Source organism: Mesorhizobium sp. M1399, from assembly GCF_040317735.1.
Lineage (GTDB): Bacteria > Pseudomonadota > Alphaproteobacteria > Rhizobiales > Rhizobiaceae > Mesorhizobium.
The window spans coordinates 77,633-100,795 of sequence record NZ_JAMYKZ010000005.1 but is presented as its reverse complement, the minus strand read 5'-3'; the positions used below and the strand labels follow the sequence as shown (position 1 = coordinate 100,795).

Annotated in this window: 20 protein-coding genes; 4 read left to right on the top strand and 16 right to left on the bottom strand. The window is 61.6% G+C overall.

The features are described from left to right. The first annotated feature begins 3 nt into the window (after window positions 1–3). Window positions 4–477, top strand: coding sequence for a phosphatidylglycerophosphatase A family protein (locus NKH05_RS09835; protein WP_031193801.1), 474 nt, complete (start codon window positions 4–6; stop codon window positions 475–477). Window positions 478–692: 215 nt separating this feature from the next. On the opposite strand, the gene NKH05_RS09830 is transcribed toward NKH05_RS09835, so the two are convergent. Together NKH05_RS09830 and NKH05_RS09825 are read right to left on the bottom strand one after the other, a co-directional pair. Next, window positions 693–869, bottom strand: a complete 177-nt coding sequence (locus tag NKH05_RS09830; RefSeq protein ID WP_352717070.1) for an aromatic-ring hydroxylase C-terminal domain-containing protein — start codon at window positions 867–869, stop codon at window positions 693–695. 5 nt (window positions 870–874) lie between these two features. Next, on the bottom strand, window positions 875–2,293 hold the full coding sequence (locus NKH05_RS09825; protein ID WP_353025338.1) for an FAD-dependent monooxygenase: 1,419 nt from the start codon (window positions 2,291–2,293) through the stop codon (window positions 875–877). A 96-nt stretch (window positions 2,294–2,389) separates the two neighbouring features. On the opposite strand from NKH05_RS09825, the gene NKH05_RS09820 reads away from it, so the two are divergent. Then, window positions 2,390–2,833: a MarR family winged helix-turn-helix transcriptional regulator gene (locus tag NKH05_RS09820; RefSeq protein ID WP_031193803.1), complete on the top strand. Its 444-nt coding sequence runs from the start codon at window positions 2,390–2,392 to the stop codon at window positions 2,831–2,833. An 89-nt stretch (window positions 2,834–2,922) separates the two neighbouring features. Here the strand turns inward: NKH05_RS09820 and NKH05_RS09815 are convergent, their stop codons facing one another. From NKH05_RS09815 to NKH05_RS09790, 6 genes are all read right to left on the bottom strand, one after another. Next, window positions 2,923–4,230: a type II toxin-antitoxin system HipA family toxin gene (locus NKH05_RS09815; RefSeq protein ID WP_023718463.1), complete on the bottom strand. Its 1,308-nt coding sequence runs from the start codon at window positions 4,228–4,230 to the stop codon at window positions 2,923–2,925. Further along, complete coding sequence (locus NKH05_RS09810; RefSeq protein WP_023718464.1) at window positions 4,230–4,481, bottom strand: helix-turn-helix domain-containing protein; 252 nt, start codon at window positions 4,479–4,481, stop codon at window positions 4,230–4,232. The genes NKH05_RS09815 and NKH05_RS09810 overlap by 1 nt, the downstream gene beginning before the upstream one ends. Before the next feature lie 265 nt (window positions 4,482–4,746). Beyond that, window positions 4,747–5,925: a hypothetical protein gene (locus NKH05_RS09805; protein ID WP_023718465.1), complete on the bottom strand. Its 1,179-nt coding sequence runs from the start codon at window positions 5,923–5,925 to the stop codon at window positions 4,747–4,749. Between the two features lie 56 nt (window positions 5,926–5,981). Continuing rightward, complete coding sequence (locus NKH05_RS09800; RefSeq protein WP_023718466.1) at window positions 5,982–6,992, bottom strand: succinylglutamate desuccinylase/aspartoacylase family protein; 1,011 nt, start codon at window positions 6,990–6,992, stop codon at window positions 5,982–5,984. 9 nt (window positions 6,993–7,001) lie between these two features. Next, on the bottom strand, window positions 7,002–7,346 hold the full coding sequence (locus NKH05_RS09795) for a RidA family protein (protein ID WP_023718467.1): 345 nt from the start codon (window positions 7,344–7,346) through the stop codon (window positions 7,002–7,004). A 41-nt stretch (window positions 7,347–7,387) separates the two neighbouring features. Further along, the gene (locus tag NKH05_RS09790; protein ID WP_352717066.1) at window positions 7,388–8,707 is read right to left on the bottom strand and encodes an alanine racemase; all 1,320 of its coding nucleotides are present in this window, start codon (window positions 8,705–8,707) and stop codon (window positions 7,388–7,390) included. 74 nt (window positions 8,708–8,781) lie between these two features. On the opposite strand from NKH05_RS09790, the gene NKH05_RS09785 reads away from it, so the two are divergent. Then, window positions 8,782–9,723, top strand: a complete 942-nt coding sequence (locus NKH05_RS09785) for an amidohydrolase family protein (RefSeq protein WP_352639591.1) — start codon at window positions 8,782–8,784, stop codon at window positions 9,721–9,723. Here NKH05_RS09785 and NKH05_RS09780 read toward each other — a convergent pair. From NKH05_RS09780 to NKH05_RS09765, 4 genes are read right to left on the bottom strand one after another with little or no spacing between them, the layout of a single operon-like run. Next, window positions 9,697–10,668: an ABC transporter permease gene (locus tag NKH05_RS09780; RefSeq protein ID WP_156948048.1), complete on the bottom strand. Its 972-nt coding sequence runs from the start codon at window positions 10,666–10,668 to the stop codon at window positions 9,697–9,699. The genes NKH05_RS09785 and NKH05_RS09780 overlap by 27 nt on opposite strands. Beyond that, on the bottom strand, window positions 10,665–11,630 hold the full coding sequence (locus tag NKH05_RS09775; protein WP_353025337.1) for an ABC transporter permease: 966 nt from the start codon (window positions 11,628–11,630) through the stop codon (window positions 10,665–10,667). Before NKH05_RS09775 ends, NKH05_RS09780 begins: the two co-directional genes overlap by 4 nt. Beyond that, window positions 11,627–13,135 carry a sugar ABC transporter ATP-binding protein gene (locus NKH05_RS09770; protein WP_023718472.1) on the bottom strand — a complete coding sequence of 503 codons (1,509 nt, stop codon included), beginning with the start codon at window positions 13,133–13,135 and terminating at the stop codon, window positions 11,627–11,629. The genes NKH05_RS09775 and NKH05_RS09770 overlap by 4 nt, the downstream gene beginning before the upstream one ends. Before the next feature lie 18 nt (window positions 13,136–13,153). Further along, the gene (locus tag NKH05_RS09765) at window positions 13,154–14,206 is read right to left on the bottom strand and encodes a substrate-binding domain-containing protein (RefSeq protein WP_031193806.1); all 1,053 of its coding nucleotides are present in this window, start codon (window positions 14,204–14,206) and stop codon (window positions 13,154–13,156) included. A gap of 241 nt (window positions 14,207–14,447) precedes the next feature. On the opposite strand from NKH05_RS09765, the gene NKH05_RS09760 reads away from it, so the two are divergent. Then, the gene (locus tag NKH05_RS09760; RefSeq protein ID WP_353025336.1) at window positions 14,448–15,248 is read left to right on the top strand and encodes an IclR family transcriptional regulator; all 801 of its coding nucleotides are present in this window, start codon (window positions 14,448–14,450) and stop codon (window positions 15,246–15,248) included. Window positions 15,249–15,485: 237 nt separating this feature from the next. On the opposite strand, the gene NKH05_RS09755 is transcribed toward NKH05_RS09760, so the two are convergent. The 4 genes from NKH05_RS09755 to NKH05_RS09740 form a co-directional block, all read right to left on the bottom strand. Continuing rightward, on the bottom strand, window positions 15,486–16,928 hold the full coding sequence (locus NKH05_RS09755; protein WP_023718476.1) for a hypothetical protein: 1,443 nt from the start codon (window positions 16,926–16,928) through the stop codon (window positions 15,486–15,488). Window positions 16,929–16,937: 9 nt separating this feature from the next. Next, on the bottom strand, window positions 16,938–18,749 hold the full coding sequence (locus tag NKH05_RS09750) for a hypothetical protein (protein WP_156948049.1): 1,812 nt from the start codon (window positions 18,747–18,749) through the stop codon (window positions 16,938–16,940). Window positions 18,750–19,026: 277 nt separating this feature from the next. Beyond that, window positions 19,027–19,482 (bottom strand): hypothetical protein, encoded by a 456-nt coding sequence (locus tag NKH05_RS09745; RefSeq protein ID WP_023718478.1) that lies wholly within the window; start codon window positions 19,480–19,482, stop codon window positions 19,027–19,029. A gap of 453 nt (window positions 19,483–19,935) precedes the next feature. After that, a complete protein-coding gene (locus NKH05_RS09740; protein WP_023718479.1) occupies window positions 19,936–23,133 on the bottom strand; it encodes an AfsR/SARP family transcriptional regulator in 3,198 nt (1,065 codons plus the stop codon). Window positions 23,134–23,163 lie beyond the last annotated feature (30 nt).

Below are 23,163 nucleotides of genomic sequence, written 5' to 3'. Positions count from 1 at the left end.
TCGATGCATAAATTTCTACCCAAGTTCGCCTACCTGCTCGCGACCTCTGTCGGCGTGGGATTATCTCCAACATGGCCGGGCACGGCCGGCGCAATGGTTGGAGTGGCTGTTGCCGCGGCTCTGATACCCGCATCGCCTTGGCTGACGGTGCTTGCCTATGCGGCCCTGTTCGCCGTCGGCGTATGGGCGTCATCGCATGTTATCTCCCATACCGGGACGGAGGACCCGCAAATCGTCGTCATCGATGAGACCTTCGGCGCCGCCGTGACACTTTCCATGCTGCCACTCGACCCACTCTGGTGGGCAACAGGCTTCCTTGCTTTCCGGTTTTTCGACGTCGTCAAGCCTTGGCCCATCCGTATCATGCATGACAAGGTAAGGGGTGGGGCCGGCATCATGCTGGACGACGCGGCCGCGGCTGTCGTCGCTGGGGCGTTGCTGCTCCTGCTGAACGAGTTGATTGATCATTTGCCGTAACGGCGACATTCGGCCTCCAATGCCAAAGGCCAGCACGATGGTCCATGCGAGTTTAGCGACACAAGGGGAGGACCGAAGCGGTTGGCGCGGCCCTACTCGGTGACAACGAGTAGGAAGGAGGCATGACGAGACGGGCAAACGGCTGAACATCGCCGGCATTCCCGGCGACGACATCGGCAGGGAAGTCGTGCCGGAAGACCGGAGGCATCCGCCGCTCACTGATGATGTTCGCACGCCTGCGTGCGGAAACCCAAGCCGTCAAGTATTTCGATCAGCATCTGTACAGGATCAGGCACACCGTGCGTTGACCGCCACGCGACAAACCCGTCCGGCCTGACCAAGGCGGCACCGCCGCTTTCAACCCCGAGCGCGGAAGGCCACCGATGGTCCAAATCAATCAGACCCCATTGGCACCCAAGGCGTGGCAGGTCAGCGGGATGCGGAGGCGCTGGCTTACGGCGTCAGCGGCCTGACACCATGCGTCGTCGGCGCAGAGGAGAAGAGGGTCGCGATCGCACAAATCGAGACTCGAAATCCGCTGGCCGGCACGCCCGACCGCGAAATGCGGTAAACGCGTGCCAGGGCGGCCCGACAACTCCGTGGATTTTTGGAATGGGTGATCGTCCCGCGTGGCTTCCTGAGCCACGACACCTGCAGCGTAGCGTTGGCCAAATACCACGTCGTAATCCTCGACGATCGCGACTGGGGGAGGCAATCGCTTCGACGGATCGTCGAACCATTTCTGAAGGCGGGCGAGCGCTTGCGCCAACGTAGCCTCGATGACCGGCCGGCGCTCCATGTCATAGCTATCCAGCAACGAGGGACCGGCATGCCCGCCTGTTACCATCGCAAGCTTCCAGGCAAGGTTATGGGCGTCGTGGATACCTGAATTGCCACCGAAAGCGCCTGTTGGGGGCATCACATGTGCGGCATCCCCCACAAGAAACGCGCGGCCTCGGCGGAATTGGCGCGCTGTCATCGCGGCCACTTCCCAGGAGCGCGCATCGACAAGCCTAGTCGTGATATCCGACCGGCCCGCACCTCGTATGATCAGTTCCCTGCACCTGGCTTCATCAAAATCCTGGGGTTTCTCGCCCTTTTCGGGAAAGTACTGGAGCGCCAGAAGCCATCGTCCACCCTCCCTGGGCGTGAAGGTCCCGTTGAGGTCCGTCACGAAGCACGACGTGAAACGCTTGCCGCCGATCGTCGGAGGCATGTCCGTGTCAAAGACGACATTTATCCAGTGCTGAAGGCCGCCTGCCCCGCTGCGGCTGATCTCCAGCCTCTCTCGCATCGAGCCGTTCGCACCGTCCGCGACGATCAGATAGTCGGCCGAGATGGCGTCCTTTGCGCCGGTCGCGATATCGCGAATTTCCGCGCGGACGACATTCTCATCCTGTTCGAAAGCCACCAGTTCCGTGCTGAAACGTATGTCTGCACCGTTCCGCTCGGCGTAGCGGCGCAGAATCGGTTCCAGGACGTGCTGATCACACGTCGCCGGTTGCGTGGGGCTGAGGGCACTTGCATCCGGCCACGCCGGTCCGCCCCATTGAATCTCGGGATCGGTGAGATTCCTGGCGCGCGCAATAGCGCCTGCCTGCTGGTCCCCCGTACGATTTACACGAATCTCCTCCTCGAGGCCGAGGCTTCGAAAGATCTCCATGCTGCGCGGGGAAATGCCGGCAAATTTGTACTGGATTGACGTGTCGGGATGGCGCTCGACGAGGACGCACGGAATGTCGTTGTGAGCCAAAAGGGCGGCCGCCGTCAGACCGTTCAGGCCGCCCCTGACGACGAGAACCGTGGTGTTGGTCATCTCGGATCTCCTCTCATTGCTTTGATCACCAAACATTTTGATTGATCAAATCATATGATTGGTCCAAATATGTGTCAAGACACGAAGGAGCGTGGAATGGGACCGGGCCAAGATCGCTTGCAGCACGCCACCGAGGCCTGGCGCCTGATGTTTGATTTCCTGATGCGGTCCGCGCCGGACCGGTTGGCGATCCAGCAGAAATTGGGTCTGACGCCCAACGACTCGCGCGCCCTCTTCACCCTCGACAAAGATGCGGGCAAGCCGATCGGCGCATTGGCCGCTCAATGGCACTGCGACCCTTCGACGGCGACCTGGCTGGTCGACCGGTTGGAGCAGGCGGGGCTCGCCGAACGGGTTCCGTCGCCAAGCGATCGCCGTGTCAAACGTGTCAAGCTTACGGCCAAGGGTGTTGCAACCATTGAGGAATTGACAAGGGAATATCACAAACCCCCTGCGGAGATGCTTGCGCTTACACGCGCGGACCTGGATCAGCTGATCGGCCTGGTCAGAAAGTTACAGGCTGGCAAGTCCGTGGGTTGATTACATCCCGCGCGGCGTTGCTGCTGCTAAAAGAAGATCATTTGGACGTCCCAATGGCTATCAGTCTGGTTGTGCCTCGATCTTAAGCATCACACCTCTTCCAGTCTGCGCACGCGAGCTTTGACCCCATTGCCAATGGCATCTGCGACTTGCGAAGGGAAACCCTTTGGGAGCGATGCACAAACCAGTTCGATTGCCGCTAGCGCCCGTTGGCGCAGCTCGTCAAAGATCGCTGTGACGGGTTTTGGACCAATTCCTGCCTTGGCGGCGGTCTGGATGAAATGGCGCGGCATGACGCTATCGATAAGGTAGTGGCGTGCGTCGCCTATAGCCATCGCCAACTTCATTTTGTTGCGCCTGATCTGTCCCGCATCAAGGCTGGTCTGCGCTGAGATCACATCATATAACGGCGTCATGCGGAACCGGCCGCCGGGAGAAAGAAAGACGCTAAAATTCTTGGCATGTCCATCTGTGGCGCCGAGCAGCCAAAAGGCGACCACGGCCTTCAGAACCGCAGCTTGATCTAGCTCCGGTTGGTCGCTTCCCTTCATCAGACCAAGGATAGCCGGAACCCCAGGCCCGCCATCGGATTCGTATTTCAGCGACGGAGGCACAGACAGAGCCTGGCAGCAGTCTTCCTGGGGCAAGCGCAGGAGACGGTTGTCACTCGTCCATCGGCGATCGAAACGTTCGACTACGAGCACGCGATTGCCTTCGAATTCCTCGATTGCGGCGACGGCGCACGGGAGTCCCAGGGCGGCTGTCATCTTGAGGCAGAAAAATTCGTTTTCAACACTGAAGGAAAGGTCGATGCCATTTGGCAAGCGTCCAATCTGTGGCTTGAGGATGTGCGTTGTGGCAGTCGTCGCCAGCGGCTTGTACCAACGTCCTTTCCAGAACAAGAGCGCAGTCTTTTCCTGAGCGCCAGCGATCGAGATCCGGAAATCTTCATCCTCGCCCAGCCCGAGGGGGGCCGATGCCAGATCGCGGACGAGACGAGCAATTTCGATATCGTCAACGGGTTTGCCGTCGACAATACCGGCGGGGCCCGGCTCGACATCATCCGGCAGGAATTGCAGTGCGCCGACACAATCCCGTCCGACAGCGGCAAGCAAGTCGTAGGCGTCTATCCCTCGGGCATGAACACGCTCAGCCATACGGCGGCGAATCGGGATGCTGTCGGGCAGGAGATTGTCGAACACGGCAATGACGGGTGCACCGATATAGCGATCTTCACGTAGGGGCAGAGATAGCGAGACTGGTAGCGCATGCTCCCAGGCAAGCCAGGACGGATCATACTGAAAATCGATCGCGCCGCTGGATTGTCTATTCAGCCGCCCGACGAGACGGCTGTTCAAGAAGACGTTGAGCGGGAGGTGCCGCCGCGGACGAGCCATCAAAAGACGTCCTCGATCTCGGTCGACTTTGCTCTGGTCCGAGAGCGGACAACCAATTCAAGGTCGAGCGCTGCGAGAATGTCGCAAAGCGTTCCGAGCTGTGTCCCGGGCGCTCCATTCTCGACGGCCGAGATGGTCGCTTGGCGTAGCATCGTGTGCTCCCCGACAGTGGCCTGGTTCAGGCCGAGCTTGCGGCGCCGCCGGCGGATGGCATCTCCGAGTTGCTTAGGCGTTCGGGCGATTTGGTCCACAGCGTACCTCTCCAGCTATGAGATATACGCTCAGAAGATAGATTTCAATATGCGCTAGAGCGAATAAATTGTAAGATGCGCTCCACCGTATAACCCGCCTCCCTCCCGCGTGGCCCTCACAGCCATGCCTCGATTTTCAGCTAGGCTGCTGGCCGCCGGCCAAAGCAATGCGAGGATCCATGCGGGAAGTCCTCCGAACGCCTCTCCATTACGCGCAATGCTCGAGGCAAAATTAGGCCTATTGGGTCGGCAATGGATCGATTGTTCACACAGATCGTGCGGCACTCACCCAATCGAGGCGTGCGGCAGGTACAAGGCCGTAATTGTAGAAATTGATGCCATCGACGCCCGCCGCCAGCGCCGGTTTCACTTTGGCGGCGAGAATGTCCGGGCCTGCCATTTCCGGATGGAACAGCCGGTAACCGGTCCCAAGGAATTTCTCTGCTCCGAGCGTGGCACGGCCAGTGGCCATCAGATCTGCGACATCGCTGGCCTGCATATCGTAGGCGCACAGGATCGCGCCGTCGCAAGCCTGGCCGAGAGCCGCCAGATCGCAGCCGCCCAACCAGCCGTCCTTCAGGTCAATGATGAGGACACGTGTGCCCGGATCGGCAACGTCGCGCAGCTCGGCAACCAAGCTGGTCACCGGCTCGAACCGCCACAGCAGAAAGTCGTATAATTCTGGCCAGGGCTGGAAGGTATCGAAGCTACCGTTCGGAAAGTCCGGAAAACGCGGTGCCGGAACGGCACGATCACAGGTCTCGACGATCCACCCTCTGACCAGTTTGCGCGCCGCCTCGCCGTCAATGCCGGCACAAGCGGCGCGGGCGAGGCAGGACGGGCAAAAGCACAGCGACAGAAGGAAGTCATCTTCCGCGGTCAGCCCGACACCGTCTTTCTCGTGATGATATTCGTGGGCGAAGCTCATGAATGACGGGCTTTCGAGCTCGATTCTGTCCGGCTTGTAGGTGTGCGTAACGTCGGCGACCAGCGCGCGAACATAGGCGCGCGCATCCGGATGCGAGGGACAAAGGTTGTAATAATTGGGATCGCCGAAGGCATTTCGGGTAACCACCTGCGGATAAAGCATGCCGGCGCGGGTGTTGTGCAGGCACACCGTCCAGCACGAAACACCGAGCCCATTGGCGTCTCGTCTGCGAACGAGCTCGCCAAGCACGTCGCCTCCCTGCGAGATCACGTCCGCCACCTTGGGCTGAATTGCGAGGTCGGCCCATCGCGCGGCGGTTGGCTTGAAGTAGATCGTGCCGTCCTCCGGGAAATAGGCTTTGCGGCGCGGGCTGCGCGGCTGAAGGAAGCGTCCCGCATGATACGAGGCAGCAAGGCTGATCATGTTGAGTCCCGCGCGTTCGACCAGATCGCGTTCGACCATCTCGAAACCGAGATCCTGGACATCCCAGGGGTAGGTCCACATGGAAAGCTGCATAAGATATCCTCAGTTCTCCAGAGTGGCGCAGCAGCTAGACGCCGTGCGGTTTCCCTTTAGGTTTCTACGGGTTCGGCGACTTGCATGAGGCAGTCTCCTGCCTCGCACATTGTATGCAGCCGCCGCGAAAGCACGATGCCGTTTTCGGCAAAATGCAAGGCTTCCTCGGCAAGATCGAGCCTTTCGAGATCGTGATACCAGCCAGCCAATTGTCCGGCGTTCACGCTGTCGCCAACCCTCACGGCGGGTTCAAACCAGCCGCGGCGGGCGGCGTAGAGGCCCTGGCTATGCCGCGAAAGCGAAAGCAGTCGCGTCGGCATCGAATGCATTGACTCCGCGCCAACAACTGGCCCGTCGACCAGGCCTAGTGCAATCAGCAGATTGTCGATCGCGCGAGCGGTGATCGCCATCGTGTCGACCGTGGCGGTGCCGCCGCCCCCGAACTCACCGCTGACGCCGATGGCGCCGGCACGGCGCGCTGCACCCATGGAGGTCGGCGAGGCCTGGCCATTGTCGGCCACGAACCCATAGGGCATGCAGAGCGCCCGCATCAGCTCCACCCCGCGCCTGTGGCGCTCGGGATCGGCATTGCGCTCGACGAGTGCAGTCGGCAGATGTTCCATCGAAGTGCCCCCCGAATGAATGTCGAAGACGATGTCGTGTCGGGGGAACAGGTCTGTCTCGAGAAAGTTGGCGAGCCGGCTTGTCGGCGTGCCCGACGGATCTCCGGGAAAGGCGCGATTGAGATTGCCGCCATCGAGCGGCGAGCAGCGTTTGGCGGCCATCACCGCCGGCACATTGGCCATCGGCAGGATGGTGACGCGGCCCCTGACTCGCGCTGGATCGAGCCGGCGGACCAGCTTTGCCAAGCACAGCTCGCCTTCATATTCATCGCCGTGATTACCGGCCATAAGAAGCAGCGACGGACCCTCACCATTGCGCATGAGGCAGATCGGGACCTTGATTTGGAAATATGGCGAACGGTCTATCGAGAACGGGATGCTCAGATGGCTGAGCGTCTTGCCGTCCCGATCGAAATCGAGCGAATGGCTGATGCCGGTGTGCATGGCGGCGGTTCACACAGCCGCGACGGCGGTGACCTCAATGCGGAGGTCAGGATCAGCGAGACGCGCCTCGACGCAGGCACGCGCCGGCAGACGGGCGGAATCCACCCAGGCATCGTAGATACTGTTCATGGCGTCGAAATCGCCAATCTGCGGCAGGAAGATGTTGACCGCCACGAGCTTCGACTTGCTGCTGCCGGCCTCGACCAGGAGCGCCTCGATCTTGGAGAGTACCTCGCTCGTCTGACCCTCGATGCCGGCCTTGCGATCGTCTGCGACCTGGCCCGCTATGTGCACGAGGCCGCCATAGACGACCGCCTGCGACATGCGGGAGCCGGATTGGAAGTACTTGATCATATCGGATCCTTTCGTTCTTTTTTTGGAAAGCGCGACGATGGTCAGCCGAAATAGGTGGGAAAGGCGTGGCTGACATATCCGGCCGCGTCGACGCCGAAGATCACGCGATAGCGATCAAGGCAGGTGCAGGGATGGGAGATGCCGAATTCAACGGTGTCGCCGACGGCAATGTCGTCGCCCGACGCAATTGTCAGGAAGGCGTGCTGGTCGTTGAGCTTGAAGACCTCGGCACGCGCTATCGGCAGCTGCTTGCCGGCACGAAAGATGGTCAGGACCATTGGAAAGCCCTGGTCGAACGACACGTCGCGCATGCCCATGCCGCAGATCGCAAGGCCGGGCTCCGGCCGCGACAGTACCTCGGCCCATAGGCGCAAAGCCGGACGGAACGAATTTCGTGCGGACGCATTGAAGCCGCCGACTGCAAAACCCTCGCGGGCGTCGAGTGTGCCGAGCGAGCGGTCGTAGACGCCATGGTCGTGGAAGAAGATGGCGCCGCTGCGCAGCACCAGCGTCGCGCTGCTGTCCCTAGAAACGAGAGGCGAAAGCGCTGCGACCACTTTGTCGAAGTAGACCGAGCCGCCTGCCGTGACAATCAGCGGGGTGTCGCCGCCGACGCGGGCGCGGAGCCGCAGGAACATGTCGGCTGTCATTGTCAGCAGGGCGGATATCGCCTCATCGGTGCGGTCAGGATCGGGCTGCGCCGCGGCACCTTCATAGGTTGCGACGCCGGCGATCAGCAGCCGGCCGCCGGCTGCTACAATCGCGTCGGCAATCGCCTCGGCTTCGCCGGTGGTCCGGGCGCCTGCCCTGCCCGCACCAAGTTCGACGAGCACGCGCAATGGCGGCAGCGTCGCATTGGCCCGCCAGGCTTCGGCAAGCGCATTCACGGCGGCGATCGAGTCGGCGAAAACGTAGAACTCAGCGCTTGGCCAGGCGCTGACAAGAACCGCAAGCCGGTTCGCACCACCTGGTCCGCCGACCTCATTGGCGATGATCAGCCGACAGAGTCCGGCTCTGAGCATCACCGTGGCCTGCCTTATGTCGGCGACGGTCGTGCCCCATGCTCCGGCCTCGATCAGGGACCGGGCAAGATCAGGCGCCATCGGGGTCTTGGCATGCGGGGCGATCACGGCGCCCTGCTCTCGCGCATAGCGCAGGAACAGGTCACGATTGGCGATGAAGGCCCCCTCGTCGACGGTCAACACCGGCAACGACATACGCCCATCCGCTGGATGCCAGCGCTCAGATGCGACAAGGCTGCTGTCCAAGCCGAGGGTGCCAGGCGGCACGCCGCGGATACGGTCATCGAGCAGGAAATTTTCTCGGGTCGCCAGCGACAGTACGGGTGAGCTTTCGGTCATCCGATGCTAGTCCTTCCTTTACAGGATGAAGTCCGGATCGATTTCCGATTCCGGCCACACCATGAGAGAGATGCGTGCCAACACCTTACCGCGGACCGATCATCGATGCCCACCATCACCTTTGGGATCTCGGCCTCAGCCGGCACCCCTGGCTCGCCACAACGGCTGGCGAACGCGGCGGTCTGGGGGAGCTTGGCCGCTTGCGGCGAAACTACCTTCCTGAAGATTATTTGCGCGACGCCGGCCGGCACAATGTCGTCGCAACCGTCCATGTCGAAGCCGGCTGGACCGGGGATGAATGCGTCGGCGAAACGCGGTGGCTTGAAACGCTCGACAAGTCGCGCGGCGTGGCCGCCCGTTATGTTGTTCACATACCGCTGGCGAGCCGCCAAGCGCCGGCGCTGGTCGAGGCGCAGGCGGCATTCGACCGTGTCGTCGGTGTGCGCGACATACTGAGCTGGGATCCGGATCCTGCCCGCCGTTTTGCTGCCCGTGACGGCATCATGGACGATCAGGCCTGGCGTGCCGGCCTGTCCCTGCTTGGGCGCCACCGGCTGGTTTTCGACCTGATGGTGTTTCCGCGCCAGCTCGCCGGTGCGGCGCGCCTCGCAGCGGCCTTTCCGGACCAATTCTTTGTTCTCAACCACTGCGGCAGCCCGATCGATCGCGATGCAGACGGGATGCGGGTGTGGCGCGAAGGGCTGCGGCTTTTGTCGGAGTGCGACAACGCTGCCATCAAGATATCGGATCTGGTCGCCTACGATCATGATTGGACACTCGACAGCCTGAAGCCGGTTGTCATGCATTGCATCGACTGTTTCGGTACGCAGCGAGCGATGTTCGGCAGTGACTTCCCAGTCGCCGGCCTGCATGCGTCATTCGATGCAGTATATGACAGCTTCAAAGCCATTGCAGGAGAGCTTTCCGCGGACGAGCAAACGGCGCTGTTCTTCGGCAACGCAAGGCGTATCTACCGGCTGCACGATATTTCATCGGCGGGCCTGCTCCCTGCCTGAGAGAAGCAGCAGCCCCAGAATCAGCGACCCGAACAGGATACTGCGCCAGCCGGGCGATGCGTTGACGACGGTGATCAGCGCCGTGATCGTGACCAGCAGGATCGCGCCGGGGATAGTACCGGCATAGGTGCCGAGCCCGCCCAGTATCGAGGTGCCGCCGAGCACCACGGCGGCAATCGACGCGAGGAGATAGGGATCTCCGATCCCGACATAGCCTTGGCCGTTCATGCCGAGGACCAACACACCGGCAAGTCCCGAACAGAAGCCGCTGATGCCGTAGACGGCGAGCGTGGTCGAGGCGACGGAAACTCCGGACAGCGCCGCGGCAAGCGGATTGGCGCCCATCGCGAAAATCCGGGCGCCGAGGGATGTCGCATGCATCGTGGTCAGAACGATCACGGAAATGACCACCCACAAAAGCACGCCTGCCGGAATACCGGCTGGCCGCGCATTGCCGAGCCAGCTGACCAGCGGGTTCTCGGCGGTCACGGCGCTGCCGCCGGCGATGATGATCAGGAGGCCCTGCAGGAATGTCGCCATCGCCAGTGTCATGATCATTGGATGAACGCGCAACAGCGCCACGCCCAGCCCGTTTACGAGACCTATCGCGGTCGTCAACGCAAGGACTGCAAGAACGGCTGTGAGCCCGGTCGGATCCGCCTGCAATGAGAGCAGCGGGAGGCTGACGGCACTGACCGTGACGATCGCCGCGACGGAAAGGTCAATGCCGCCGGCAATCACCACGAAGGTCTGGCCCGCCGCGACCAGGCCGATCACCGCGCCCAACTCGACCAAATAGCGCAAATGACCATAAGCGCCGAAGCCACGTGAAGCGAAGCTCGCCGCGATCCACACCGCGGCAACGATAGCGACCGTGAGGAAGGGCCGGCTGCGCAGGATCGTCAACGCCCGCCCGCCGCGCGCGCTCTCTTTCCGTGCTGTCATTGCTGCACCTTGCGGAATTGCGGGATGGCGACCGCCCCGATGATGATGAGGCCTTGGGCGACATACTGAGCAACTGGCGTGAAGCCGAGGAAGAACATGACACTGATCATCAGGCTGAGCAGCAGGCTGCCGGCAAGCGCGCCGCGCATCGTGCCCTGGCCGCCGAGGAAGCCGATTCCGCCGAGCACCGCGGCGGCAATGGAATTCAGCGTGAAGGCTGTGCCTATGACCGGGTCGCCCGAACCCGTTTGCGCGGCGACGAACAGGCCGGCGCCTGTGCAAAGCAGACCGCTGATCGCATAGGCCGCGATCCGCGCGCCGTCGACCGGCACGCCGGAGCGATAGGCGCCGACCGGATTCTCACCGGCGGCATAGAGGCTCAACCCAAGCGGGGTGGCGAGATAGAGTTTCCACAAAAGCACGACGAGCACCAGCAACACGAATGCCGCCGGCGTGTTGCCGGCAAGCAGGTCCGACAGCCACTCCGGAATGGCGCCGCCCGGCCTCGGCAGGATGAGCAACGCAGCACCGCCGATGATGAAGGAGCCGGCGAGCGTCACCACGATGGCCGGCAACCGAAGTTTCACGACGATGAACCCCGTCGCGGCACCGATGCCGATACCGGTCAGCGCCACCACGGCGGTGCCGCCGGCTACGCCCAGCGGCCCGATCATCGTCGTCGCGGCGATTACCGCGCCGAGACTGACCATTGCGCCGATTGCCAAGCTGATGCCGCCGGTGAGCATGAGGATCGCCTGGGCCATCGCGACCAGCGCCAGCGGAAACCAGCTCTGGGTGAATTTGGCGAAGCCGGACGCCGTCAAGAGGCCGGGGAACAACACGCCGTAGGCAACGAGGAACGCCAGAACCACGGCAAACAGGCTGCGCACGCCAACATTTCGGCGCAGCTGAACTCGCCAGTAGAGGGCGCCGGCTTGGCTTGAGGATACAACCCTGCTCATGCCGCAACTTTCTGCTGTTCGGCGCCCATTGCGGCGGAGACGATGACTTCCTCGCTCAGTGCCTCGCGCTCGAGCATGGCCTTGATGCGACCTTCTCGGACCACGGCGACGCGGTCGCAAAGGTGCACCAGTTCGGGTGTGTCGGAACTGAGCAGGACGATCGCCTTGCCGGCGGCAGCGAGATTGCGAAGCATCATGTAGATCTCACGCTTGGTTTCGACATCGACGCCGCGCGTCGGATCGTTGAGGAGAAGCACAAGCGGATCGTGTGGCATCCATTTCGCCAGCGCGACTTTCTGCTGGTTGCCACCTGAGAGTGCCTGCGCCGGGCGATCGAGGTCGCCCTTGATGGCAAGCTGGGCGGCGAGTCCCCTCGCCAAATCGCGCTCGGCACGCCGGCTGCGCAGCTTCAACGCCGGCAGCCTTGCGAAGGCTGGTAGCATCATGTTGGTGATGATGGGATGGATCAAGTGCAGGCCTTCGCGCTTGCGGTCGGCCGGGACATAGGCGAGGCCGAGCGCATTGGCTTTCGGCACGCCGCCCGGCAGACCCGAAGCAGCGTTTACGGTCGCGGATGCCGACCTAGCCGGGATCGCGCCGTAGAGGCCAAGCAGCAGATCTTCCTGCCCCTGCCCGACCAGGCCGCCGATCCCAAGCACCTCGCCTGTCCTGATGTCGAGATCGACGTCGCGCATCAGGCCGGCCGAAAAATTACGAACCGAGATGGCGTTGGCTGGCGATGGCGAAGGCTGCCATCGTGGAAAGAGATCGCCGGGGTCGCGGCCGACCATCAGCCGCACCAGCCCGGCGGCATCAGTTTCTTCCAGCGAGCGGTCCGCCGTGCAGGCGCCGTCCTTCAGTACGGTGACATGCTGGCACAGTGTCATCACTTCGTTCAGCCGGTGTGAGATGTAGAGAATGGCGATGCCCTCGGCCCGAAGCCTTTCCAGCAAGTCCGTGAGGGTTTTTGTCTCGGTTGCCGATAGCGATGAGGTGGGTTCGTCGAGAATGAGCACGCGCGGCCGCCGGTAGAGCGCCTTGGCGATCTCCACCATCTGACGCCGGCCGAGTGACAGATGCCCCACCGGCGTAGACAGCGGTTCGCGAAGGCCGACAAGATCACATGCGGCCCTGGCCCGTGCGGCAAGTTCCGTGTAATCGACCAAGCCGAATCTCTTGGGATAGGCGCCGAGCCCGATATTTTCGGCGATCGAGAGGCTGGCCGTCAGGCTGAGTTCCTGTTGGACAACGGCGATCCCGGCATGCCGCGCATGAGCGGGGCTCATGCGCGATACCGGGCGTCCATCAACCTCGATCGCCCCGCCGTCCGGGCGCAGGGCGCCGGACAAAAGGTTGATCAGCGTCGACTTCCCCGCGCCGTTCTCGCCGAGCAGCGCATGCACGCGGCCCGGCTGCAGAGCGATGGAAACGTTGCGCAGGACGGGGTTGCCGAAGAAGGACTTCGACACCCCCCGCGCGGCGAGAAGCGTAGCCGTGGTTGTCAATGTTGCAACCCTTCAGGCTTATTTCTGGGCCAGCAGCTTCTTGAACAGATCCTCATCGAACGGCGAATAGATGTAACCGTCAGCCGGGAAATCCTTAGCCCGGGCGAGATATTCGTCGACGTTGGAATTGTCGATCACCGGCAGCGGGATCTTGACGAAAGCCGGCACATCCTTGCCGTCCAGCGCCTGTACGGCGGTGTAGGTGGCGAAAGCGCCGAGCCAGTTCGGCTGCATCGTCGCCCAGCTCTTCAAGCCCTTTTCCTTCCACAGTTCGAGGAACTGGCGCGCATTCTCGCCGGTGATCGGCACCTGGTCGCGACCCTGCTTGTCGAGCGCGAGCACGGCACCCGCCGACAGAGCGCCGCCGAGCGACAGGATGCCGTCGATTTCGGGATTGGCGAAAAGCAGACTGGTGACCGCTTCCTGGGCGGGCGCGACATTGTAGGGCGTGTTCGTTTCGGCAAGCACTTTCACATCGGGATGAGCCTTAAGCTCGGCATCGGCGCCTTTGCGCCGGTCGTCACTGACCGAAACGCCGGCTGGGCCATTGAGGATCAGAATTTTGCCCTTGCCTCCGATGGCGTCGATCAGGAACTTGGCCGCCTGATCGCCCCACTGTGAGGAATCGGTGTTGACCTTGGCGGTCACCTGGTCGGTGTCGACGAGGCTGTCGAAATTGATGATCGCGATGCCTTTGGCGCAGGCGTCCGCCAGCACGCGCGCCGGCGCGGTCGACGAGCCAGCGATCAGGATGATGGCATCGACATCGGAATCGATCATCGACTGGATCTGCTGAATCTGGACGTTGGCGTCGCCTTGGGCGTCGGTCACGACGAGCTTGTCGACCAAGCCTTGCTTCTTCAAAGTTTCGACTTCGGCTTCGATCGTGCCCTGTGTCTGCTTCATCCAGGTCGGAACTGAATAGATGTTGGCCCAGCCGATCGTATACGGCGCCTTGCGGTCGCCCTTGATGCATTTAGCGGCGGCGTTGGCCTGCGAACCGGCGCCAACGCTGAGGAGAAGACCGAGGCAAAGGGCGCTGGCGGATGCGAAAAACGATGATTTGGTCATGATTGTTCCCTTCTGAGGTTATGCCTGGACGTGCGGGGTCGAGACGAGAAAACCCGCCGGTTGCCGCATCTCGGAAACCGCCCTTTTTCTCGTCAGGACTCTCTGCGCCTGGCTCTTTATTGTCCGATATTCCAGACAAGAGGCCTGTATATCGGACAGATGGGATGCTAGACTGAGCCTTGACATCTTTCAAGCGTCTTGAGACGAGGGCCGAAATGATTTTGCGCGGGGTGCGGCCCACATGAGCGATGGCGTCACTGGTTTGATCGAAAAGGAAGTCCGCGCCGAGCCGCGCAATGGCGAACGGCGCCGCGGGATTGACCGCGTCATCACGCTGCTTGAAGCGCTTCTGCGGCAGCGCGCGCCGATGCGCGTCGGCGATATCGCCAAGATGATCGGCGCGCCGCGTTCGACCACTTATGAGATCGTCAACAGCCTGCTGGAAGCCGAAATGCTCGAGAACGTCGGGACGGAAGGCTATGTCTATTTCGGAAAGGCGATGCATCTGTTCGGCTGGGCCTACTCACATCATAATGCCCATTATCGACGCATCATCGAAACCCTGGACAGACTAGGCGCGGAGACGGGCGAGACCGTCCAACTGTGTGGCCTGCGCGGGAACAAATACGTCGTCCTTGATTGCCGGGACTCGCCCGGCCCGTTCCGGATTTCAAGCGATGTCGGAGTCGAGGTGCCGATCCCGTGGACGGCGTCCGGAAGGCTGCTGCTCGGCCATATGAGCGCGCAGGAAATACAGGACTTCATTCCGCCTGGCGACTACAAGCTTCCCGACGGCCGCGTCATTGCGCCAGCCGAGTTCTTCGGCGATGTGGCTCTGGCGCGCCAGCAAGGTTTCAGCGAGACCGCCGCTCTGGCTGACCGCTTCACCTGGTGCATGGCCGCGCCCATCCGCGATGGCGACGGGGCCATCAACAAGACGCTTTGTTTCGTGTTGCCCGTCGACACGCCGGAAGCCAGGCGCAGCGAATTGCTTGCCCTGCTATGCGAGCGCGCCCGTGGATTGTCGCTGGCGGGAAGCTAGTAAAAATCGGCGCGCGAAGGTTCGGGATAGGCTCCGCTCGTTCAGCCGCAGCAGCGAGGCCGGAACCGGTATTCCGGTGGGTATGGCAAAGGCGGCAGCGCGCTCCCGCGACCACCTTTGCCCACAGTCCGCAGCGTGCCAGCACCGCAGAGTGCACGCGATGATACCGGTGCCTGGGACACCTCGTCCGGCCCGGCCACAACGCACTTACCGTCTTCATTGAGCGTCGTTGATTGCTTAGACAACGGGACGTTCCAATTCCGCCGGATCATCCATCGGCGGGAGCGGCGGCAATGGAAAGCAAAGCTCGCCTATTACCTGAACGCCCACGCCAAGCACACTTATCTGTTCGAGGTCGGACGTGCTGGATGTAGAGCCGGTTGGCGCCTGCATCAGGAAGGGACCCAGAAACGAGACGGCGTTTTGCATCGTCGTGCGGGCTTCGGCGGTCCACGAGCCGCTGAATTCCACGTTACGAACCAGAAGCAGGCCCTGAGGCAGGCAATGCGCATAGGTCTCGTCGGTCGAAGCCTTGATCATGTCGCCGCGCTTCATTCCCGGTACGTACCAATCCTCCTCGTCGACGAGGTCGGGATGCCACCATCTCGTGCCGGCGATCCGCCGGGTGATGGTGAGCATGCAATACTCGAAATGCACATGCAGTTCACTGTCCGAGGTAGTTACCTCCGTTACGACCGGGTTTTTAATGAGATCGTGAAGCTGGATTGTGGCCAATCGGTTCACGAGCGAGGTGTCCAACTGCATTTGCGTGCTGGAAGCATTTGGCTGCTCTCTGGGCGGCGAGACGTGATCTGCCTCGGCTGTGAAGTGTCGCCGGGCAGCGCGAATTCGACTGAATGTTGGCAGGGTAGCGGCCAGCGCCCGGGCGTGGAGCGGCGAAGCGGTGAGGCCACCCAGATGGTTCGCGCTGAACTGGCTCAGATTGACCGCGGTGCTTGCTGCATCCTGGATACCGAGAAACTCGACTGGCTGGGTAGCGTAGTCCGTGAGATGTGGCTGCATGCGCAGCTTTCTGACCGCTTCAACCCTTGGCACAACAGCTAATTCGGCGGCAAATGCCTTGCGCCGTTCGACCGCCTCGGAAACTGCGGTGAGGTTCGACACCACCTCTTTTGTCAACACTCGCATCTTCCATAAGTGGGGATTTGCCTTAATGGCGCCGGGTGTCTCGGTCGTGGTTGCGGTAGTGCGGGATATCCTTTGATCGAAGACATGCCAGGCCGTGCAGCTGGGCTCGGCGAAATCTGTCGGCTCGCAGCTGAATGGCAGCGCATCGGGATTGTCCCCGATATCTTTTCGTGCCTCGGCAACCATCGCGGCGATGCGCGCATAGGAAGGAGCATCAACCGGAACCCCCGGTTGCGCCCATGGGATCATCGCCAAATAGGCAGACTTGGCGGTAAGACTGCCGACAGACGAGGCGGAAACGGAGGAGGCATCGGACCGTTTCAGCCATAGCGGGTAGTCGTACTGGTCTTCCAGCCACTCCGACAGCCGCAGCGGATTGGTCACGCCATTTTGCACGATGCCATCGGCTAGCGCCTGCCCCGGATGAATGGCAAGCGCCAACGACGGGTCATTGTTGGGGTTGTAGGTCGCGATTAACGTGTCCACCACTTGCTGGCCAAGGATCGCGAGCTGATCGCTGTTCGTGCTCACAGGGACACCTCAGCCTTGCGGAGCAGCGGGCGCGTCAGCCGGTATCGCAGGCGCTCCGGCATTGGCGGCTGTCGCAGGGTTGGCCACGACTTCGGCGCTGAGTGCAGGGTCGTCCTTGCGCGGTGCGGCCGGCTGTATCTGGCCTACCCAGCCGACGATCTGCGAACCGAAAAGTTCAAGCGTTCCACCGTGTTCATTGCTGCTGAAGGAAAAACCCTGAGATGCATCGTGCTGGTTGCTGAATGCGCCGCTGCTGTCCGAATTGGAATGTTGGACCGATCCGCCGATACCGCACCAACCAACCTTGCCGCCATAGGAGGTGGAGCTGCTTTCCGTGTGTCCGCTAGCGCTGTCGACGGCGCTCTGGAATGCGCTGCCCATGCTGCCCCAGGAATTAGCGGTAATCTTCACGTTTCGAACAATCAGAAAACCCTTCGGGATCATCGGGAGCAGCTTGGGCACGTCGCCGATCTGACCTTCGATGGTCCCGTCGCTGATCGCATTCTTCTTCTGACCGGCGAGATACCAGCCGTCCATGTGGAAAAGGTCGCCAAGCAGCCATGGCCGTTCGATGCTGGCCATGAACCACTCGAATGTGACAGTTGCCGAAGAACTGCTGTCCTGATGCGACTGCCAGGAGGACTGGTCGGCATTCCAACCGTCGTTGTGGCTGGTCTCGCTGTGCGATGCATTGGCTGAGGCGCCGAAACCCAGAACGCTGTAGCCGACGCTGCCCGATGTTGATGACGACTCGTTGTTGTAGAAACTGTGTCCGAAGCTGTGTTGGCCGCCGCCACCGCTCGCCTGGTACTGTTTCGATGTGGCGGTGATTTTCATCACCCCGAAGTCATGGTTGGTGTGATCCCACCAGGAGACCGGATCGATATACGACCACGGCACCTTGATTGCCACGGCGCCACCGAGACCAACGCTATACTCGTCGTACATCTTGCGGGCCTTGGCAATCAGGGCGGCCGCGGCGCTGCCGCCGACGGACTGAAGGGTTGCAATCGCGTCGTCGATCTGTTGCCCGCCCATATCCTTGAAGTCGTTATAGGCTTGGTCGACGGCGTTCTGGTATCTGGCGCTGGTGACCGGCCATGCCTGTCCCTGGATAGGATCGGACATGGCTTGGGAGTAAGCGAGCGCGAACTCGCTGCGTGCATCTGCCAGCACCTTCTGGTTGTGTCTGTAGGCGGTGTGGCGCGGCGTATAGCCGGTAAAATTGCCGTCGGCATCCATCAGATACAATGTCTTCTGGGCATCGGCGATGCGTTTCTTGATATCGGTCGAGGGCTCAGGGATCGGTTCCGCCTGCATGCCGGCCAGGGCTGTGAAATACTCGATACTGACGGTTCGCTGGGGCCACGACACCGCAACCCCCTTGTTGGTGACCATCAACATGTCGTCAACCCGTTGAGCCGTGTTGAAGGCGCTGCTGATCGCCAATTGCAGCCTGGGATCTGGTGCCGGCATTGCCGCCAGCTGACCGGCCGGCGTCGCGGGCGTTCCGGCAGAAGGGGGAGCGGGTGGTGCTGAGAAAGCGCCCGTGGTGGAAACCGCGCCGTAGGCGCTGCCGCCGGCGGGCGTCCAGGGATTGGCATACATCTTCGGGTCGATCGGCTGGCCGACTGGAAGGTGCATGTAGACTGCCGAGCCAGACGGCGTGCCGTCGGGATTCACAAGCTGGGCCGCAACGGCGGTGTGTATCTGGTTCAGCGCGTCAAGCAGTGCTTGCGTGATGCCGCCGGTGACCTGAAGATCGTTACCAGGCATGAGAACTCTCCTTGTTTGTTGCGGCGTTGGACCATGGATCGTCACGCGGACGGGGAAAGACCAACGTCAGATTGCGGATGTGCAAGGCCCGCGCTCCGTCGATCCGGGAGCCCTGGCCCAAGAGCAAGTTACGTCTCGTTCAGACATCGGCCGAGCAGACAATCACCAGGTCAGGAATGCCCTTGCCGGGCCCAGCCGCCTCCTTGGCTGCCGAGCATCTCCCAGCCGAAGTCTGCGGCTGTGCCTTCCGGGCACGCGTCACTAGGGCGATGGCTTCCCGCGGACCTGTGCCTGTGACAAAACCCGTGAGTGTCTGAGCCGGCTAGGCATCGACAAGGTAATCGTGATACAGCGAGTGGATACTCCGGCCATTGTCGCGGGCCTGCAGAATTCTCTCCCATAGTCCGAGATGAACCTCGCCGGGAGCGCCTTGGTGGACCACTCCGTTGAGGAACCGGATATGCCGGCGAATGTTGTCGTCGAAAGAGAGGCCTGCCGTGCGAATGTCATCATCGCCAAGCCCCTCGTCGAAGCTTCCGCCTTGCAGCTCGTCCCTGACATGACCGGACACCGCTGACAGGAAGACTTCGAAGCTGACGCCTTCCGGCAGCCCGCCTGCGGTCTGCTGGACGTTGTAGAAGTCTCTGCTGATGTAGTCGTCCTGATTGTTCTCGTCGAGAACGTGGTTCATAATCTGCCAGGTCCGGTCGCCAGCTTCGTCGGCCGAACCCTCGAAAAGATTTAATATCCGGTATGCTCTATCCTGCCATGTAGACATGTTTTGATCCTCATCGGGCTGCTTGCATGCGCGGTTTCGCGAGCGGGGTAGCCCCTCGAGGGGCCGGACGAAGCGGTTGTTTGTTTTCGACGGATTGAGTTTCTCTGACCGCAGCTTACGGATGGCTTACAGATCGAAATTTTTTGGATTCATTCGCTCTGGAAGAAACCACACGCAAGTGGATTGCATCGAAAGCCCGGTTCCGCCGGTCTATCACCCGCTCGCAGCGCGAGTAGTCTTGAACGCCGCTGGGGACACGCAGGTACGCTGCCCAAGCGCAGAGTCTATCGCTCCGGTCTCTCAGTGTTTCCGATCCCGGATTGCTGGTTAGACAAAACCCCCCCGCACACGATCGACCTGGGATTGCCCGTGAAGTTATCGGGCCGTGCAAAGAAGAGGTTCGGAGCACGCTGGCAAGACGCAGCTCACGGATGGCTTACGGGTTTTGGGCGTTCAAGATCTCAGATACGGACGCACCAGCGTGCGGATCACGTGTGAGGATTTGTATTCCCCGTTCGCTCCAACCGCCCTTTCGTAGCGCGAGAAGTCGTCTACAGCTGCGGCAGGATCACTGCTGGACAGACGTTCCCTGATGAGGGCTTGGTACACTCTTTCCGAATCTGGGTAGTACTCGAGTGCTCTCAGATAGGCTTCTCGCGCCCGGAAACCTTCTCCGGCATTCTCCCAATGTCTTCCGACGTTGATCGCCAGGTCGATATAGCCGTCCCGAACCTTGTCGGCCACCGGTATCGCCCAAGACGGAAGAGAACCCGGTGACAGTGGCGGGCCGGGGAATCTCGCCAGAAGCTGTTCCTTTTCGGGGGCTGTCGTATCCCCTTTCCTGGAAAGACCGCGGTTGAGACGGGCTTCCCAATCAGCAAGGTCGACCCACACCTTATCCGGGGGCAGACTGATCCGCCCCTCCCTCTGGACGATGAAGTCGCCCTTGCCGAGCGTCTTGCGCAGGCGGTGAAGGGCTTGCTCGCACGCCGGTTTGGCTTGATCCCCGTCGAGATCGGGCCAAAGCCAGTCATGAATGCTTTCGAGGGGACAGGTCTGGTCGCGCGCCAGGGCGAGAACCCGCAGGATATCGAGGGCACGCGTCGGCGATTTCGATCCGAGATCGAATTGAGTTCCGTCGAGCTCGATCCTGAAGCCGCCCAGTACAAAGATCTTCAGTGGCCATGGCCATTTAGCAGGCCGTCTCATTGGCGGGACGAGACGCCGCGTCTGAATGACCGAATGGCAGAGATCCGCTTCAATTCCGCGGTCAAGTGCATCCGCCAGCAGTTCGGCGAGGAGATCGGGCAGGTTGAGTAGGATTGCAGACGGGTTGACGGCCCTCAGGGCTGCCATGAACTCCGTCAGTTTCTCTTCATAAGCGGCTCCGCCCCTCCATTTCTCTTCAAAAGCGGCAGCGGCAAGAATGCAAATCTTCACCCGTTCCCGCGGGCCGCCGTCCAGCCGATCGACGACATCTGCCAACAGCGAGGCGGCCTCAGCCGGTCTTCTGTCGGCGAGAAGAACCTGGAATTTGGTGACATAGTGCGGCCAGCGCTCGACCATCGGCTCGTTCGCCTCTTCGATCGCGGTCATGAACGTGTCGCAATCCCTGTAGGCTTCGACGAAGCTGCCTTGCCGCGCATGCATGGCGGCTCGGCAATCTGCGACTACGGCCACCTGAGTTGTGAAGCGGCTGTCCGCGATTTCGCCGAGCCTTGTCACGAGATCTGCGAAGCCGGCGAAATCATTGCGCAGCTTGAGCAGCAGCTGGAGATGGTAGAGACCGCTGAACTCGACGCTTTTCAGGGCTTCCCTCTCGCCCATCTCGATCGCCTTGCGAAGGGCGTCTTCGGCCGAGGCATATGGAAACCCGCGCCTCGAGAATGAAAAATACCTGCCGCTGGCGGCGCCGAAAGAGACCAACCACATGCCAAGCACCCAAGGCGTCACCTTCGGGTCGTTCAATTCGGAAGCGACGCTGTCGACCGCCTGTTCGAAGATGTCCTGCCGCCCTGACCAGACCGCATGATCAACAAGGGCTTCACTGGCAAGCAATCTCAGGTCAACCGGAACTTCACCAGTCGGATTCGACAGCTGTTGCAGGAGCTCGTCGGCGATCTTCACTCCTGCCTGTGCGGTCTCCTCGTCGGCCTCGCCGTAGTCAACCGCGCGCAACATGCCGACACCAACCAGCATCCGCTCTCTCGGGACAAGATCGGGTTGCCTCCCGCGAAGGATGGCGGCTGCCCTTCGCGTCCACCCGTCCAGGCCCCCGTGCGTCCGCCAGCTGCTTGTCTTTACGAGCACGGCGCGGATTACGGTCAGCCACTGCCCCCGCAAATCGCCGTCCTTCTCGAACGCCTCCCAAGCCCGTGAGAACCATCGCTCGGCTGCGGCGTCGTCAGGAACGTGAGCGGCCCCGATCCAGTGGAGAAGCCAGCCTTCCAGTTCTTCAGCAGGAAATCTGGTGCCCCATTCGATCAAGGTAGCCCTGCGGCCTTGGGACAGCATCGCCTCGGCGTGCTCGATGACCAACTCGCGGGCAAGCGGCCAGGCTTCTGCTTGGAGAGCCATCGATACGGCAGCGTCGACCAATCCTGCGTCGCGCAGGACCCGAGCTGCCCTTTCGCGCAAACTTGCCTGCTCTTCCGGCGGCAGCCGCGCTTCGAAGAGCCTGGACAGGTAGTCGCGCAGGAGGTCGTGGAACTGGAATCCTCCGCCTCTGAGGCCTGTTCGGGTGACCAACAGCTGCATTTGAAAGAGCCGCTCCAGCACCGGGCCGCCGACTCTGGGTCCGAGCAAGGCGTCGGCAAGACCGGAATTGATTTCGGGAAGCAGATTAAGCTTCAACAGGGTGTTCTGGTCGTCGCCTGGAACGTTCTGCAGGAACAGTCTGCCGACCACCTCCTGGAAATTTCCCTGCCCCAGAGGCATGGCGCTCATCAACTGTGGGGTACTTGATTTCTGGTTGGCGATCATGACCAGGCCGACCGCCCACCCCTTGGCGGCGGCGACCTCGATCCCCTTCTCATGGCCTGGTTCCCTGAGACCGACGAGGCAGCGTGCTTCGTCCTCCGAGAATTCCAGTGCCGTCTGGCCGATGACCGGCAGCTTGCCTGCGAGCGCGAGTTCGGCCACGCCCCCACCAGGCAGTGTACGCGATATGCAGATGCACCGGACCGTGTTGGGCAATTCCCGCAGCAGGACAGCCAGAATTTCGCGGAATTCTGGTGTATCGGCACGGTGAATATCGTCGAGGACGATGACCGTGTCCGGCACCATCTGCGCCAAGTAAGCGCGGAAGAACAGACGCGCGAACGCAGCAGCATCCTCCGCATATTCGGTTCCGAAAACAGGAAGGCTGAGTTCCCGCGCCCCAGGCGACATCGCCAGATAGTAGAACAGCCGGGCGATATCCTGGTCCTCGTCATCGACGCGATACCAGACATGCGGAGCCCGCTTTTCCTGGAGGTAATCGATGACTGCGGTGGTCTTCCCGTATCCGCCAGGGGCAGCAATCCAGCACATGCCGGATTCCAGGCACCTGTCGACCAGTGCAGCAATGCGCGGCCGCCGCGAGATTCCCGCGGGTCTTGGCATTGAAAGTTTTGCTATCGTGCCGCCGTGCACCGCCGCATCCAGATCCACCAGGCTGCACTCTTATAGCAGATGATGGGC

What these genes read in the sequence shown, in the direction of transcription:
- NKH05_RS09820 (WP_031193803.1), top strand. Translation starts at nt 2,390, where the DNA reads ATGGGACCGGGCCAAGATCGCTTGCAGCACGCCACCGAGGCCTGGCGC.
- NKH05_RS09835 (WP_031193801.1), top strand. Translation starts at nt 4, where the DNA reads ATGCATAAATTTCTACCCAAGTTCGCCTACCTGCTCGCGACCTCTGTC.
- NKH05_RS09745 (WP_023718478.1), bottom strand. Translation starts at nt 19,482, where the DNA reads ATGTCTACATGGCAGGATAGAGCATACCGGATATTAAATCTTTTCGAG.
- NKH05_RS09800 (WP_023718466.1), bottom strand. Translation starts at nt 6,992, where the DNA reads ATGCACACCGGCATCAGCCATTCGCTCGATTTCGATCGGGACGGCAAG.
- NKH05_RS09765 (WP_031193806.1), bottom strand. Translation starts at nt 14,206, where the DNA reads ATGACCAAATCATCGTTTTTCGCATCCGCCAGCGCCCTTTGCCTCGGT.
- NKH05_RS09780 (WP_156948048.1), bottom strand. Translation starts at nt 10,668, where the DNA reads ATGACAGCACGGAAAGAGAGCGCGCGCGGCGGGCGGGCGTTGACGATC.
- NKH05_RS09775 (WP_353025337.1), bottom strand. Translation starts at nt 11,630, where the DNA reads ATGAGCAGGGTTGTATCCTCAAGCCAAGCCGGCGCCCTCTACTGGCGA.
- NKH05_RS09825 (WP_353025338.1), bottom strand. Translation starts at nt 2,293, where the DNA reads ATGACCAACACCACGGTTCTCGTCGTCAGGGGCGGCCTGAACGGTCTG.
- NKH05_RS09795 (WP_023718467.1), bottom strand. Translation starts at nt 7,346, where the DNA reads ATGATCAAGTACTTCCAATCCGGCTCCCGCATGTCGCAGGCGGTCGTC.
- NKH05_RS09790 (WP_352717066.1), bottom strand. Translation starts at nt 8,707, where the DNA reads ATGACCGAAAGCTCACCCGTACTGTCGCTGGCGACCCGAGAAAATTTC.
- NKH05_RS09805 (WP_023718465.1), bottom strand. Translation starts at nt 5,925, where the DNA reads ATGCAGCTTTCCATGTGGACCTACCCCTGGGATGTCCAGGATCTCGGT.
- NKH05_RS09760 (WP_353025336.1), top strand. Translation starts at nt 14,448, where the DNA reads ATGAGCGATGGCGTCACTGGTTTGATCGAAAAGGAAGTCCGCGCCGAG.
- NKH05_RS09815 (WP_023718463.1), bottom strand. Translation starts at nt 4,230, where the DNA reads ATGGCTCGTCCGCGGCGGCACCTCCCGCTCAACGTCTTCTTGAACAGC.